Source organism: Kosakonia pseudosacchari (assembly GCF_900184035.1).
GTDB lineage: Bacteria > Pseudomonadota > Gammaproteobacteria > Enterobacterales > Enterobacteriaceae > Kosakonia > Kosakonia pseudosacchari.
Genome location: NZ_FXWP01000022.1, coordinates 119,659 through 133,654 on the forward strand (window position 1 = coordinate 119,659; position 13,996 = coordinate 133,654).

General features: G+C 56.1%; 13 protein-coding genes. 9 read left to right on the plus strand and 4 right to left on the minus strand.

The window, feature by feature from the left end; genetic code table 11:
- Positions 1–112: 112 nt before the first annotated feature.
- Complete coding sequence (locus BN2591_RS17655) at positions 113–1,636, plus strand: FAD-dependent oxidoreductase (protein ID WP_086873215.1); 1,524 nt, start codon at positions 113–115, stop codon at positions 1,634–1,636.
- Positions 1,637–1,672: 36 nt separating this feature from the next.
- On the opposite strand, the gene proC is transcribed toward BN2591_RS17655, so the two are convergent.
- The gene (gene proC, locus BN2591_RS17660) at positions 1,673–2,479 is read right to left on the minus strand and encodes a pyrroline-5-carboxylate reductase (protein WP_086873216.1); all 807 of its coding nucleotides are present in this window, start codon (positions 2,477–2,479) and stop codon (positions 1,673–1,675) included.
- Between the two features lie 133 nt (positions 2,480–2,612).
- Between proC and BN2591_RS17665 the strand changes: the two genes are divergently transcribed.
- The 5 genes from BN2591_RS17665 to ppnP all read left to right on the plus strand — a co-directional run bounded on the left by BN2591_RS17665 (position 2,613) and on the right by ppnP (position 5,380).
- Positions 2,613–3,074, plus strand: a complete 462-nt coding sequence (locus BN2591_RS17665; RefSeq protein ID WP_086873217.1) for a YaiI/YqxD family protein — start codon at positions 2,613–2,615, stop codon at positions 3,072–3,074.
- 271 nt (positions 3,075–3,345) lie between these two features.
- On the plus strand, positions 3,346–3,870 hold the full coding sequence (aroL, locus tag BN2591_RS17670; RefSeq protein WP_086873218.1) for a shikimate kinase AroL: 525 nt from the start codon (positions 3,346–3,348) through the stop codon (positions 3,868–3,870).
- 50 nt (positions 3,871–3,920) lie between these two features.
- Positions 3,921–4,112 (plus strand): protein YaiA, encoded by a 192-nt coding sequence (gene yaiA, locus BN2591_RS17675; protein ID WP_017458827.1) that lies wholly within the window; start codon positions 3,921–3,923, stop codon positions 4,110–4,112.
- 217 nt (positions 4,113–4,329) lie between these two features.
- Positions 4,330–5,007 carry an AroM family protein gene (locus tag BN2591_RS17680; protein ID WP_086873219.1) on the plus strand — a complete coding sequence of 226 codons (678 nt, stop codon included), beginning with the start codon at positions 4,330–4,332 and terminating at the stop codon, positions 5,005–5,007.
- Positions 5,008–5,095: 88 nt separating this feature from the next.
- Positions 5,096–5,380, plus strand: coding sequence for a pyrimidine/purine nucleoside phosphorylase (gene ppnP, locus BN2591_RS17685; RefSeq protein ID WP_017458829.1), 285 nt, complete (start codon positions 5,096–5,098; stop codon positions 5,378–5,380).
- A gap of 45 nt (positions 5,381–5,425) precedes the next feature.
- Here the strand turns inward: ppnP and rdgC are convergent, their stop codons facing one another.
- On the minus strand, positions 5,426–6,337 hold the full coding sequence (gene rdgC / locus BN2591_RS17690; protein WP_086873271.1) for a recombination-associated protein RdgC: 912 nt from the start codon (positions 6,335–6,337) through the stop codon (positions 5,426–5,428).
- Between the two features lie 99 nt (positions 6,338–6,436).
- Between rdgC and mak the strand changes: the two genes are divergently transcribed.
- Positions 6,437–7,345, plus strand: a complete 909-nt coding sequence (gene mak / locus BN2591_RS17695) for a fructokinase (protein WP_086873220.1) — start codon at positions 6,437–6,439, stop codon at positions 7,343–7,345.
- A gap of 33 nt (positions 7,346–7,378) precedes the next feature.
- Here the strand turns inward: mak and sbcC are convergent, their stop codons facing one another.
- Positions 7,379–10,519, minus strand: coding sequence for an exonuclease subunit SbcC (gene sbcC, locus BN2591_RS17700; RefSeq protein WP_086873221.1), 3,141 nt, complete (start codon positions 10,517–10,519; stop codon positions 7,379–7,381).
- Positions 10,516–11,718 carry an exonuclease subunit SbcD gene (gene sbcD, locus BN2591_RS17705; protein WP_086873222.1) on the minus strand — a complete coding sequence of 401 codons (1,203 nt, stop codon included), beginning with the start codon at positions 11,716–11,718 and terminating at the stop codon, positions 10,516–10,518. The genes sbcC and sbcD overlap by 4 nt, the downstream gene beginning before the upstream one ends.
- A 198-nt stretch (positions 11,719–11,916) precedes the next feature.
- Between sbcD and phoB the strand changes: the two genes are divergently transcribed.
- Together phoB and phoR are read left to right on the plus strand one after the other, a co-directional pair.
- On the plus strand, positions 11,917–12,606 hold the full coding sequence (phoB, locus tag BN2591_RS17710) for a phosphate response regulator transcription factor PhoB (RefSeq protein ID WP_007373472.1): 690 nt from the start codon (positions 11,917–11,919) through the stop codon (positions 12,604–12,606).
- A gap of 21 nt (positions 12,607–12,627) precedes the next feature.
- Positions 12,628–13,926: a phosphate regulon sensor histidine kinase PhoR gene (phoR, locus tag BN2591_RS17715; protein ID WP_086873223.1), complete on the plus strand. Its 1,299-nt coding sequence runs from the start codon at positions 12,628–12,630 to the stop codon at positions 13,924–13,926.
- Positions 13,927–13,996 lie beyond the last annotated feature (70 nt).

A 13,996-nucleotide genomic window follows, 5' to 3' on the forward strand; every position in this document is an offset into this window, starting at 1 on the left:
TAATCTCTGCCAGGCTTACTTTGTGAGCTTCGTTTTATTTTTCCTTTTCCTCGTGGTTGTGCGCTGTCTGGCGTTACGCCCGTTTTCGCAACACTGACACGGGAGCAAAGTGATGAACTATCAATATGTTACTGAACTGAATGCCTTGCCGGAAAGCCAACCGGTCAAAGTGGATGTCGCGGGCACCTCAATGATCCTTATCCGCACCGGGGCAAAAGTCCGCGCCTTTCAGAGTAAATGCCCGCACGCAGGCGGGCCGCTGGAGAAAGGGGCCGTATGCGATGGCAAACTGGTCTGCCCGTGGCATAAAGCCGCGTTTGATATCACCAATGGCGAATGGCGCGAACCGTTGGCGCTGCAAAACCTCAAGCAGTACCCGGTGATGCTTGAGCAGAATCGTGTGCTGGTGAACCCGCGTCCACTTTCTCCCGCCAGCCACTCACTTATCCGCGGCGAGCGTCCGCAAACCGCCGTGATCCTGGGAACTGGCGCGGCAGGCAGCGCGGCGGCGATGACGCTGCGTGACGCCGGATTTAACGGCCAGCTGGTATTGATCGATAAAGAAGATGATGCGCCCTACGATCGCACCGCGCTGAGTAAATTCGTTCCGGCGGGAAAAATGAAAATCAGTGACGTTCCCCATTTGCTGGACAGCGCCTTTTACAGCCAGCCTGGCGTCGAAAGCCTGCGTGAAGAGGTGGCGAATATTGATTGCCACGCTCACCAGCTTACGCTTGCCGGTGGCCGACAAATCGCCTTTGACAAGCTACTGCTGGCCACCGGCGGCCAGCCAGTGTGGCCGGATATCCCTGGCAATCACCTGGCGGGCGTGCATGTACTGCGTGGTATCCACCAGGCCGAGAGTTTGCTCAATGAAGTGGAACAGGAGCAGCAACTGGTAGTGATCGGTAACAGCTTTATCGCCATGGAGCTGGCGGCGGCGCTGCGCAATCAGGATATCGATGTGACGGTGCTGTCGCGCCATGCACTGCCGTTTGTACCGCAGTTTGGTGAGGAGATGGGCCGGTATTTTATGAATCTGCATAAACAGAATGGCGTCAAGTTTGTTACCGGCGAACCGGCTGCGCTGGAGGGGAACGGCCATGTGCAGAGCATAACGTTAAAAGATGGCCGTTCAGTGCCAGCCCACGTGGTGGTGTTTGCCACGGGAGTGCAACCGGTGACTGACATGGCGCACGACCTGCCCCATGAAAAAGATGGCAGCCTGACGGTGGATGAAACGTTAAGCGCGGCACCGGATGTCTGGGCGGTAGGAGATATCGCCAGCTACCCGGCACCGGAAGGGCGTCGGCGTATTGAACACTGGCGTGTGGCGCAGCAGCAGGGGCGGCTCGCCGCGCTGAATATGCTGGGTGAACAGCATACCTTTGATCGGGTGCCCTTTTTCTGGACGACTCACTTCGGTAACCGCTTTGAATACCTCGGTTATACCCGTGAGTGGGACAGCATGAAAATGCTGGGATCGTTTGATAATAAACGTTTTGCCGTACTCTACGGCGAAGCGGGCATACTGAAAGCGGTGCTGAGTTGCGGCGAGTACAGTGAAACGGCGGGTTTACTGCTGAAAATGCAGCAACCAATCAGCATGCAAGCCGCCAGCGAAATGCTGGCCTGAGAGTTGCGCCACGCGGATTTTGCGTGGCGCATTGCCTTAGCTGCTCAGCTTGTCAGATTTCGCCATACAAGCGGCAATGGCTTCGATCACCGCCGAGCGGAAACCTTTCTCTTCCAGCACTTTTACCGCCTCAATGGTGGTGCCGCCAGGCGAGCAGACCATATCTTTTAACTCGCCCGGATGCTTACCGGTTTCCAGCACCATTTTCGCGGAACCCATTACCGCCTGCGCGGCAAATTTATAGGCCTGCGCGCGCGGCATCCCGCCCAGTACTGCAGCATCGGCCATGGCTTCAATAAACATAAACACATACGCCGGAGCCGAACCGCTGACGCCCACCACCGGATGGATCATCGGTTCGGCAATCACTTCTGCTTCACCAAAGCAGCGGAAGATGTTCAGCACATCGGCGGTATCTTCCGGCGTCACCAGCGCGTTAGGCGTCACGGAAGTCATCCCGGCATTCACCAGCGACGGTGTGTTAGGCATCGCGCGGATGATTTTGCGGTCGTGGCCGAGCGCGCGAGCTAACTGATCAAGCGTAACGCCGGCGGCGATGGAGACCACCAGCGTCTCTTTGTTCAGGCTGGAGGCGATATCGTTAAGCACTTTCACCATAATGTTCGGCTTCACGGCACCAAAGACGATATCGGCAATCTGCGCCACTTCCTGCGCGCTTTGCGCGGCGTTCACGCCAAACTGGTCATGCAGGGCAGCCACTTTATCCGGCGACGGGGTATACACCCAGATTTGCCCCGGCAGCACCTGGCCGCTGGCAATCAGGCCGCCAACAATCGCTTTTCCCATGTTACCGCAGCCGATAAAACCGATTTTCTTCTCCATCACATCCGTCTCTCTGCTTGTAAATGTTTGTGCGATATAGCTTAACGTGGATTGGCGGCGAGGGCGAAAGGATCTCTCCTTTCCCCGACAGGAAATTAAAGCGACAATGCGCCGCAAACAGAAAGGAGTAACGATGGCGATTTGGGTTGATGCGGACGCCTGTCCGAACGTAATCAAAGAGATTTTATTCCGCGCCGCCGAACGCACACAGACGCCGTTAACGCTGGTCGCGAACCAAAACCTGCGCGTGCCGCCGTCGCGGGTGATCCGTTCCATCAGAGTGCCTGCGGGTTTTGACGTTGCCGACAATGAAATTGTCCGGCTGTGCGAGGCCGGTGATTTGGTGATCACGGCGGATATTCCACTGGCAGCGGAAGTGCTGGCAAAAGGCGCGGCGGCGCTGAACCCACGCGGTGAACGCTATAGCGAGGCAACCATTCGCGAAAAGCTGACGATGCGCGATTTTATGGATACCCTGCGCGCCAGCGGTATTCAAACCGGTGGCCCGGACAGCCTGTCACAACGGGATCGCCAGCAATTCGCCGCCGAGCTGGATAAATGGCTGCTGGCCGACAAGCGCCGCCAGGGCGAGTAAATTCTGCGCATCCCCGCATGATGTGTTACTGTTTGCCGCCTTGCGGGCTTGCCAGCCTGTGTTACATTCAGTAAGGTTGCCGCGACACGTACTGCCATAGAATGTTTACAGAGGAAACCCGGATTCACTCTGGTTTTCCCTGAGCTTTTTACCGACGCAGACATAAAAGTGTAACGTTAATTTTACGATGAATTTCGTACTAGTTTGGTGATAATATCGCTGTCTTATTTTCCGTCCTGCGCAGTGCAGGACCCGGAGGGAACACCTGCTCATGACGCTCCCCATTTTTCTTATCGGCGCACGTGGTTGCGGTAAATCGACAGTTGGCCGGGCGCTGGCGCTGGCGCAGGGGTGCCAGTTTATCGATACCGATTACTGGTTGCAGGAAAATGCCCAACAGACCATCGCAGCGATGGTTGAACAGGAAGGGTGGGATGGTTTTCGCGCACGGGAAACTGCCGCGCTGGAAGCGGTTAGTGCGCCATCACGCGTGGTGGCGACTGGCGGCGGGATTATCCTTAGTGAATACAACCGCCGTTTTATGCACGAACACGGCGTGGTGATTTATCTTTGCGCACCGGTTGATGTGCTGGCTGACCGGCTGGAGGCTTTTCCCGAGGAGGGGCAACGCCCGACGTTAACCGGTAAGCCCATCAGCGAAGAGGTCAGTGAAGTGCTGGCGCAGCGTGACGCGTTGTATCGTGAAGCCGCGCATTATGTGGTGGATGCGGCGCAGTCGCCGGATAAGGTGGTGTCTGATATTGAAGCGGCATTACAACTGGCGCGCGCCAGTTAGCGAAACGTTTGTCTATACTTATTGCTCGACCCGCAAAATGAGGAAGAGCTATGCCGACTAAACCGCCATATCCGCGTGAAGCCCGTGTTGTCGCCGTTGAAAAAGGGGCGAATGGCCCGACTGTTACCTGGTATGAACTGCGCGCCGACCATCCGAAACCGGATACCTTAATTAGCGAACACCCCACCGAGCAGGAAGCTCTGGACGCCAAACGGCGTTATGAAGATCCGGACAAAAGTTAAGCCGGATCTCGCAGGCTGGATGATTTCCTGAACATTACAAAAAAGGATCTACATCACGTTTTTAAACTGGCTAAATAATAGTCAGTGGTTACTCTTTTATGGTTACTGGAATTTATATGAACACAGGAGTGGCATGTTCTCTTTACACAACAGCCGTCAAAACGGCGTGATTGAGAGCGAATAAGAACAAGCAGTGATGAAAGGCGGAAAGTAAAAAATGAGTGCGTCCTTGGCGATCCTCACCATTGGTGTGGTGCCGGTAAAAGAGATTTTTCCGCTCCTCGCGGAACACGTTTCAGAAGAGCAGATTACACATCTCAGCCTGCTGGGCAAAATGGATCCGGAAGAGGTGCGCCGTGAATACGCCGTTGATGCCGGGGAGCACGCCATTCCCACGCGATTACGCGATGACAGCCTTGGGATGGTTTCCCGCGAAAAAGTGGAGCGCGATCTCCAGGGCGTTATCGAAGTGCTGGATAACCAGGGCTACGATGTCATTTTGTTGATGAGCACGGCGGATATTCGCGGTTTTGTTGCCCGTAACGCGATTCTGGTTGAGCCACAGCGCATCATTCCGCCCCTGGTCGCTTCCATTGTTGACGGGCATCAGGTGGGCGTCATTGTGCCCATTCCCGAACTCATGGCCCAGCAAAAGAAAAAATGGCAAGTGCTGGAAAATGAACCTTACTACGCGCTGGCGCATCCTTACCTGGCAACAGAACAGGAATTAATTGAAGCGGGTAAAGGGCTTATTGAGCGCGGCGCGGATGTGTTGATGCTGGATTGTCTTGGTTTCCACCAGTATCACCGCGATTTGCTGCAAAAAGCGCTGGATGTGCCCGTTTTGTTATCGAATGTGCTGGCCGCACGGCTGGCATCAGAACTGCTGGTTTAGGCCCGCAATCGTGTGAATTTCTCGTGACAGAAGCAAAGCCCGGCCTCTATAGTGTTTTTCCATACATTTTCTTTATAAGGGCCAGTTCATGCTTCAAAGTAACGAATACTTTTCCGGTAAAGTGAAATCCATTGGTTTTACCAGCAGCAGCACTGGCCGTGCCAGCGTTGGGGTGATGGCGGAAGGGGAATACACCTTCAGCACTGCGCAGCCAGAAGAGATGACGGTGGTCAGCGGCGCGCTGAATGTCCTGCTGCCGGGCGAAACCGAATGGAAAGCTTACGCCGCGGGTGAAGTGTTCAACGTACCTGGCCATAGCGAATTTCATTTACAGGTGGCGGAACCGAGTTCTTATCTCTGCCGTTACCTGTAATGCAAAACGCCCGGAAAACCCGGGCGTTTGTCTGTGGAGAAATGGTTAGCGCTGCGCCTCGCCGCCTAAGCCTTCCACCAGGTTTTGAATCAACGCCGCCAGCTCGCCGGTCATCAGAATAAAATCGGCATCGAATCGCTGAGCGAAATCTTCTCTGTCGATATCTTCATTCTGATCGCGCAGTTCATCGCAGAATTTCAGGCGTTTTACGGAACCGTCATCGCACATCAGGAACTGGATACGCTGCTGCCAGTCGAGCGCCAGCTTGGTGACCACTTTGCCCGCCTCAATGTGTACGGCAATTTCATCACTCACCAGATCCTGTTTTTTCGCACGGATCACGCCGCCATCTTCCAGCATCGCTTTCAGTTCTGCTTCGTCCAGCAACTGGAAACCCTGCGCCACCGTGCCGGAACGTACCCATTCGGTCAGCGTCAGTTCGATAGGATTTTCCATCGCCAGCGGTACGACCGGCAGCGAGCCGAGGCTTTTTCGCAGCAGCGCCAGCGTGTCTTCCGCTTTTTTGGCACTGGCGCAATCAACCATAATCAGACCATTCACGGTGTCGATCCACATCATGGTCTGGCTGAAACGGCTGAACGCACGCGGCAGCAAGGAGTGCAGCACTTCGTCTTTCAGCGAATCTTTTTCGGTTTTTTTCAGCTTGCGACCCTGCTCGGCTTCAAGACGGGAAATTTTCGCTTCCAGCGCTTGCTTGACCACAGGTGTTGGCAGAATTTTTTCTTCTTTACGCGCGCAGATAATAATCTGACCGTTGGCGGTATGGGTCAGCGCGTCGCTGTGTGAACCCATCGGTGGAACCCATCCGGTTTTCGCCATATCCTGACTACCGCATGGAGTAAACGATAGTGGGGCAAGCTGTTTTTCCATCTCTTCCGCACGCAGCGCAACATCGCGGCTGAGACGGTATACCATTAAATTTTTGAACCACAGCATGATTTTTTCCACGGCCTTGTCGTTAAATGCAGCGGGCATGATAGCGAATTGTCGCCGCCGTTGCATTGCTAATGCGTGGTCCACTATGAGGAGTTTGATGTGCGTATCGGTATCGACTTAGGTGGTACAAAAACAGAAATTATTGCGCTGGGTGAACAAGGCGAAGAGTTGTTTCGCCATCGCCAGGCCACGCCGCGTGACTATTGGCAGACCATTGAGCTAATCGCCTCGTTGGTGGATCTCACGGAAAAAGAGACCGGGCAGCGCGGCACGGTAGGCATGGGGATCCCCGGTTCGATTTCGCCCTACACCGGAGTGGTGAAAAATGCCAACTCAACCTGGTTGAACGGTAAACCGTTCGATAAGGATTTGAGCCAGCGGCTGAATCGCGAGGTGCGGCTGGCAAATGACGCCAACTGCCTGGCGGTATCCGAGGCGGTGGATGGCGCGGCAGCCGGTGCGCAAACGGTATTTGCGGTGATTATTGGCACCGGCTGCGGTTCCGGCGTGGCGCTTAACGGCCACGCGCACATCGGCGGTAACGGCACTGCAGGCGAATGGGGGCACAATCCGCTGCCGTGGATGGATGAGGATGAGCTACGCTATCGCACCGAAGTCCCCTGTTATTGCGGCAAACAGGGCTGTATTGAAACCTTTATTTCCGGCACCGGCTTTGCCACGGATTATCAGCGGCTTAGCGGCAATGCGCTCAGGGGCCATGAAATCATGCGTCTGGTAGACGAGCAGGATGCGGTGGCGGAACTGGCGATTAGCCGCTACGAGCTGCGGCTGGCGAAATCGCTGGCGCATGTGGTGAACATTCTTGACCCGGATGTGATTGTGCTGGGCGGCGGCATGAGTAACGTCGAGCGGCTTTACCAGACCGTACCGGTGCTGCTGCGCAACTGGGTGTTTGGCGGTGAGTGCGAAACGCCGATCCGCAAAGCGCTGCACGGCGATTCCAGTGGCGTACGCGGCGCGGCATGGCTGTGGCCGCAGGGCGAATAAACAACAAGGGCGCGGTTGAACGCGCCCTTATTTTTAACTCACCGCGAATTTCCCGTCGAGTTTGCTGTAGCCCAGTCCGTTAATTTTCTTCACTTTGATCTGCACCGGGATGCGCTCTTTCATCGCCTCCACATGGCTAATCACGCCGATGGTTTTACCGCTGGCGTTCAGCGCGTCAAGGGCATCCAGCGCCGTGTCCAGCGTTTCACTGTCCAGGGTGCCGAAGCCTTCATCGAGGAACAGTGAATCGATGCGGGTTTTATGGCTGACCAGATCGGAGAGCGCCAGCGCCAGCGCCAGGCTGACCAGGAAGCTCTCGCCGCCGGAAAGGGTGCGCGTATCGCGTACCGCATCCGCTTGCCAGGTGTCGACCACCTCAAGTTCCAGCGCATCGCTCTCCTTGCGTTTCAGCAAATAACGTCCATGCAGGCGATTAAGCTGGTTGTTCGCCAGCCAGACAAGGTTATCCAGCGTTAAACCCTGGGCGAATTTGCGGAATTTATCTCCCTCTTTGGAGCCGATAAGCGCGTTCAGGTGTCCCCAGTCGTCATACAGCACGCTGGCATGCGCCATCTCCTGCAATACGTTTTGCTGGCGCTTGCGGTTATCGTCGTCCTGCTTCAACTGTTGGCGGCATTCCCCCTGGCGGGTGGTGTTTTCCCGAAGCTGGCGCGAAATCGCGTCCAGCGCCAGGCCGATGCTTTCAACCGTGGCATCCGGTGAGAGTGCCGCAGGCGGCTGCGCCTGGTGCGCACGCCATGCCTGTTCAGCGCTGTTCGCTAGTGCCTGTTTCTGCTGGCATTCGCTGTCGAGCTTCTGGCGTAACTGCTCAAGGCGCTGGCGTTCAGGTTCGGTGAGCAGGGCGTCGAGAAAGGCCTGATGATCGGCGAAAATGCTGTTTCCCAGCGCATCGGTAAATTGTTGCTCCAGCGCGGCTGCGGTTTGCTCCTCTTGCGCCAGTTGCTGATGCAAGGTTTGCCACTGGCTTTGTAGCGCAAGGCACGCATCGTGTATTTTCCGCCAGCCTTCCAGCGCCGCCGTTTGATCGTCGCTGGCGGTGTCGCTTTCCGGTAGCGTCTCGAGGATCGGCGTGAGTTGCGCCATCTTTTCGTGCAGCGCGCTGAGCTGTTGCTGCTGGTGTTGCCATTGTTCGGCTTCCTGCGTGCGCGCCGCCAGCCACGGCTCCTCTTCGCCTTCCGGCGGCAGGGCCAGATCCAGTTGTTGCAGCGCGGTCGCCAGTTTTTCACGGCGGGCGACCACGGCTTGTTGGTACTGTTCGCTTTGTTGATGAAGTTCGCGGATTTGCACCTGCAGTGTCTGGCGCTGGTTTAGCAAGTAAAGCTGATGTTCATATGCATCCTGCGCGCTTTGCCAACTGGTTAACTCACGATGCGGCTCCAGCGTGACGCTGAGCGCGGCGCAGGCTTTCGCCCACTCCTGCAACCAGTTTTGCTCCTCCTGTTGCAGGTTTTTCACTTCGCGCTCATCTTTTTCGTAGCGTTCAGCCAGCCCTTTCAGCCGCTCGCTAAGTGCGACGCCATCCTCTTTGACCTGGCGCACTTCGAGATCCAGTGCGCTGCGCCGCGCCTGATTGACGCCGGGTTCAAGGGTTTGATAATGCGCAATCGCCGGATGTTCGGTTGCGCCACACAGCGGACAAGGCTGACCCGGTTGCAGGCGCGCGCGTTCGCTTTCCAGATCTTTGATGCGGTTTTCCAGCTCGCAAATGGTGGTGACTTCCGTCAGCAGCTGGTTTTTCTCTTTATACAGCTCGCGTTTGCGCGCCAGCTCCAGGCTTATCTTTTCCTGCTCGGCGCGTAAATCAAGCAAGCTTTGCTGGCGCTGCGCCAGCTGCTTGCGCAGCGGAGCGAAACGGGCATGCAGGGCGGTAAGCTGCTGGCGCAGCGGGCGGTTTTGTGCGCACAACGCCATTGCCGCCGCCGTCTCTTCTTCGCTCATCGCCAGTGTTGACACAGGCAAGGTGCGCAGTTTCGCCTCCTGGCTCTGCACGCGTTGCTGCAGCCCAATCCACTGTTTTTTCTCTTCTTCCAGCTGGTTGAACAACACGCGCCAGCCGGTTAATTCGCTCTGCCAGCGCTGAAAACGGGCGTTCTCAGCAAGCCAGCTTTCCAGCGTTTTCTGCGTTTCCCGCAATGTTGCATGCTGCTGCTGGGCGCTAAGGCGAATGCGCGCACGCTGTAACAGGCTGGCATGTAAGCGAGTATTTACTTCTTCGCTCTGCGCACGGGTGCGAACCAGCGCGTTACGCTGTTCTGCAAGCCGATCCCACAATGGGCGCAATTGCAGCGCCGGTTGCGCACGTTCCAGCGCCGCTAACTGCGGCTGGGCACCGGCCAGCGCCTGCTGGGCCTGTACCAGCGCGGCCTGTGCGCGTCCGCGCGTGGTGCGCAACTCCGCGTCGCGGTTCAGCCAGTTGGCCTGTGCCTGTTTGTCGCGCTGCCCTGCCAACAAACGTTGCTCTTCGTCAGTAAGCGCCTGCAAACTTTGTGCAAGCTGCTGGCGCTGCTCATCACTAAGCAGTTCCACGCCTTTTGCCTGCGCCTGCAACTGCTCCAGCCGGGTTTTCGCCGCTTTGTGTTTTTCAAACACCATGGCGGAAATCTGGCCGTAAATCTCGGTGCCGGTCAGCTCTTCGAGCAGCTCTGCGCGTTCACGCGGTTTCGCATTGAGGAACGCGGCAAACTGCCCCTGTGACAACAACATGGAGCGGGTAAAGCGGCCATAATCCAGCCCGGTCAGTGAGGCGGTCAGATCAAGCTTGTCTTTCACTTTATCGGCAAGGATTTTGCCGTCGGCGCAGAGAGCCAGCTCAACGCGCGGGGCTTGCAGATTGCCCTCCGGCAGCCCGCGGGCGCGGCTCTGGCTCCAGAATGCGCGGTAGGCAACGCCTTTCACTTCAAACTCCACTTCAGCCAGGCAGTCAGCGGTGTCGCGAGTCATTAAATCGTTTTGCGATTGTGAAAGGGTGCTAAGGCGCGGTGTTTCGTGGTACAGCGCCAGGCAGATGGCGTCGAGCAGCGTGGTTTTCCCCGCACCGGTCGCGCCGGTAATGGCGAACAGACCGTTGCTGGCGAACGGCTCTTCGGTGAAGTCTATTTTCCACTCGCCTTTAAGCGAGTTCAGGTTTTTTAGCCGCAGGCTCAGGATTTTCATGCCTCATTCTCCTCATCCAGCGCCTGACGCGCTTCGCTAAACAGCGTGTGTAACCGCGCATTTTGTGTGTCGTCGAGTTCTGCCAGCGCAAGGCGGCGGGCGAAGACCTCTTCGACTTTTAATTCGTTTAAGGTTTCGCGTAACTCGCCGGAGAGAATGCGTTCGCGTTGCTCACGGCTGCGGCGCACCAGCAGCACTTCGACTGGCAAATCTTCTGTCACCTGCTGGATTTTGCGCTGCATATCTGCCAGATATTCATGGCTTTCGATTTCGATATCCAGCCATACGGTCTGCTCTGTGGGCGCATCGCGCCACTGTTCTAACTGACGGCAAATTTCCGCGAAATCGCCTTTTATCACCGCTAGCGGCTGAGTTTCCGGAACCTCCAGCGCCGTGACATCGGCGAGTTTACCTTCGGCGAAGGTCACCAGATTGACGCTTTTGCTTTTCCCGGTTTCATCAAAACTCAACGCAATGGGCGAGCCGCAGTAGCGGATATGCTCGAGGCCGCCAATCTTCTGCGCCCGGTGAATGTGGCCGAGCGCGAGGTAATCCACCGGTGGAAAATTTTGTGCAGGGAAAGCGTCTAACGTGCCGATATAAATATCACGTACCGCGTCACTTTTACTGGCACCCACCGTGGTTAAATGGCCGCTGGCGATAATCGGCAGTGGTTTGTCACCGCGCAGTTCACAGGCCTGAGAAAATTGCTGTTGATAGTAATCGGTGATCGCTGCCAGCAAATGCTGCTGTTTTTGTTGTCCGGAAAGCCCTGCCTGGCTCACGGTAATATCGCGCGGGCGTAAAAATGGCACCGGGCAAAATACCGCACCGGGTTCGCCATCGCGGCGATAGAGCCAGAACGGCTGGGTGCCTGCACTGGCCACCACGGTGGTTTTCAGGTAGGCAAGGATCGCTTTTGATTCATTCAGCGTGGCCACGGAATCGTGGTTTCCCGCCAGCACGATAAGCTGGCAGCCCGTCTGCTGGAGTTTGACCACAAAGCGGTTGTAAAGCTCGCGCGCGTAGCTTGGCGGGGAACCGGTATCGAAAATATCGCCTGCGACAATAATGGCATCCACCTGGTGCGTTTCGGCGGCGGCGAGCAGCCAATCGAGAAAAGCGTCATGTTCGGCAGCGCGGTTTTTACTGTAGAAGTTTTGACCCAGATGCCAGTCTGAAGTGTGAATGATGCGCATAGCGGTTCCGTGGCGAAAAAGCGTAAAGCCGATTATAAACATTAAGCAGATGAGGGACATAACCGAACGCAAATTTGCGTTGTCACACGGCCACCGCACGGGTCATATAGCGGTCATCTTATTCATAAATCTGTCATAAAACTGACGCATAATGGCGCCGCTACATATACTGACGACTTAATTAAAACAGGGCGAATTATGGCGAGACGAATTCTGGTCGTAGAAGATGAAGCACCGATCCGTGAAATGGTGTGCTTCGTGCTCGAGCAAAATGGTTTTCAACCGGTGGAAGCTGAAGATTATGACAGCGCGGTGAACCAACTTAACGAACCCTGGCCCGACCTGGTTTTACTGGACTGGATGCTACCTGGCGGTTCTGGCATTCAGTTTATTAAACATCTTAAACGCGAAGCGATGACCCGTGATATTCCGGTGATGATGCTGACCGCGCGCGGGGAGGAAGAGGATCGCGTTCGCGGCCTGGAAACGGGGGCGGACGATTACATTACCAAGCCATTTTCACCGAAAGAGCTGGTCGCGCGCATTAAAGCCGTGATGCGCCGTATTTCACCGATGGCGGTGGAAGAGGTGATAGAAATGCAGGGGCTGAGCCTCGATCCTTCCTCTCACCGCGTGATGACCGGTGAGAATCCGCTGGATATGGGACCGACAGAGTTTAAACTCTTACACTTCTTTATGACGCACCCGGAACGGGTTTATAGCCGCGAACAGCTGCTGAACCACGTATGGGGAACCAACGTTTACGTTGAAGACAGAACCGTGGACGTGCATATTCGCCGTCTGCGCAAAGCGCTGGAACACAGCGGCCACGATCGTATGGTGCAAACAGTGCGCGGCACGGGATATCGTTTTTCGACCCGTTTCTGAAATTTGACAGGAGTGTGACGCGTGCTGGAACGGCTGTCATGGAAAAGGCTGGTGCTGGAGCTCCTCCTTTGTTGTATCCCCGCCTTTATTCTCGGCGCGATTTTCGGTTACCTGCCCTGGTTTTTGTTCGCCGCGGTAACCGGGTTGCTGATCTGGCATTTCTGGAATTTACTGCGTCTTTCCTGGTGGTTGTGGGTCGATAAAAGCATGACGCCGCCGCCGGGCACGGGAAGCTGGGAGCCGCTACTTTACGGGCTACACCAGATGCAGATGCGTAACAAAAAGCGCCGCCGCGAACTGGGAAATTTGATCAAACGCTTTCGCAGCGGTGCGGAATCGTTGCCGGATGCGGTGATCCTTACCACTGAAGAAGGGGCGATTTTCTGGTGTAACGGTCTTGCGCAGCAGATGCTGGGGCTGCGCTGGCCGGACGATAACGGCCAGAATATCCTTAACTTATTGCGCTACCCCGAATTCACTAAATACATCAGGAACCAGGAGTTTGGCCGACCTCTGCATCTGGTGCTCAATAATGGGCGGCATCTTGAGATCCGCGTCATGCCCTACAGCGAGCAACAGCTGCTGATGGTGGCGCGCGACGTGACACAAATGCACCAGCTGGAAGGTGCGCGGCGTAACTTTTTCGCTAACGTCAGCCATGAACTGCGCACGCCGTTAACGGTGCTGCAGGGCTACCTGGAGATGATGCAGGAGCAAACGCTGGAAGGGGCGCCGCGCGAAAAAGCGCTGCACACCATGCGTGAGCAAACGTCGCGGATGGAAGGGCTGGTGCGTCAGTTACTCACGCTGTCGAAAATTGAAGCCGCGCCGACGCTGCCGCCAAACGAAACCATTGATGTGCCGATGATGCTGCGGGTCGTCGAGCGTGAAGCGCAAACCCTCAGTCAGCAAAAGCACACCTTCAGTTTTGAAGTGGATAACACGCTTAAAGTGCTTGGTAACGAAGAGCAATTGCGCAGCGCAATCTCAAATCTGGTGTATAACGCCGTCAACCACACGCCAGCGGGCACGCACGTTATTGTGCGCTGGCAGCATGTCCCGCAAGGGGCGGAATTTAGCGTGGAAGATAACGGACCGGGCATTGCCGCAGAACATATTCCGCGCCTGACCGAACGTTTCTACCGGGTGGATAAAGCCCGCTCGCGGCAAACCGGCGGCAGCGGTCTTGGGTTGGCGATTGTCAAACACGCGGTGAATCACCACGAAAGCCGCCTTGATATTGTCAGTGAACCGGGCAAGGGCACCCGTTTTAGCTTTGTTCTGCCGGAACGTCTGGTTGCCAAAAAAGCCGCTTCCTGAAGGTCCTGTCAGCATATCTTTCCAGCGGCCTGCGAAAACAGGCCGCTTTCCCGCACCGTCTACCGCCGCT

What these genes read in the sequence shown, in the direction of transcription:
- BN2591_RS17655 (WP_086873215.1), top strand. Translation starts at nt 113, where the DNA reads ATGAACTATCAATATGTTACTGAACTGAATGCCTTGCCGGAAAGCCAA.
- proC (WP_086873216.1), bottom strand. Translation starts at nt 2,479, where the DNA reads ATGGAGAAGAAAATCGGTTTTATCGGCTGCGGTAACATGGGAAAAGCG.
- BN2591_RS17665 (WP_086873217.1), top strand. Translation starts at nt 2,613, where the DNA reads ATGGCGATTTGGGTTGATGCGGACGCCTGTCCGAACGTAATCAAAGAG.
- aroL (WP_086873218.1), top strand. Translation starts at nt 3,346, where the DNA reads ATGACGCTCCCCATTTTTCTTATCGGCGCACGTGGTTGCGGTAAATCG.
- yaiA (WP_017458827.1), top strand. Translation starts at nt 3,921, where the DNA reads ATGCCGACTAAACCGCCATATCCGCGTGAAGCCCGTGTTGTCGCCGTT.
- BN2591_RS17680 (WP_086873219.1), top strand. Translation starts at nt 4,330, where the DNA reads ATGAGTGCGTCCTTGGCGATCCTCACCATTGGTGTGGTGCCGGTAAAA.
- ppnP (WP_017458829.1), top strand. Translation starts at nt 5,096, where the DNA reads ATGCTTCAAAGTAACGAATACTTTTCCGGTAAAGTGAAATCCATTGGT.
- rdgC (WP_086873271.1), bottom strand. Translation starts at nt 6,337, where the DNA reads ATGCTGTGGTTCAAAAATTTAATGGTATACCGTCTCAGCCGCGATGTT.
- sbcC (WP_086873221.1), bottom strand. Translation starts at nt 10,519, where the DNA reads ATGAAAATCCTGAGCCTGCGGCTAAAAAACCTGAACTCGCTTAAAGGC.
- sbcD (WP_086873222.1), bottom strand. Translation starts at nt 11,718, where the DNA reads ATGCGCATCATTCACACTTCAGACTGGCATCTGGGTCAAAACTTCTAC.
- phoB (WP_007373472.1), top strand. Translation starts at nt 11,917, where the DNA reads ATGGCGAGACGAATTCTGGTCGTAGAAGATGAAGCACCGATCCGTGAA.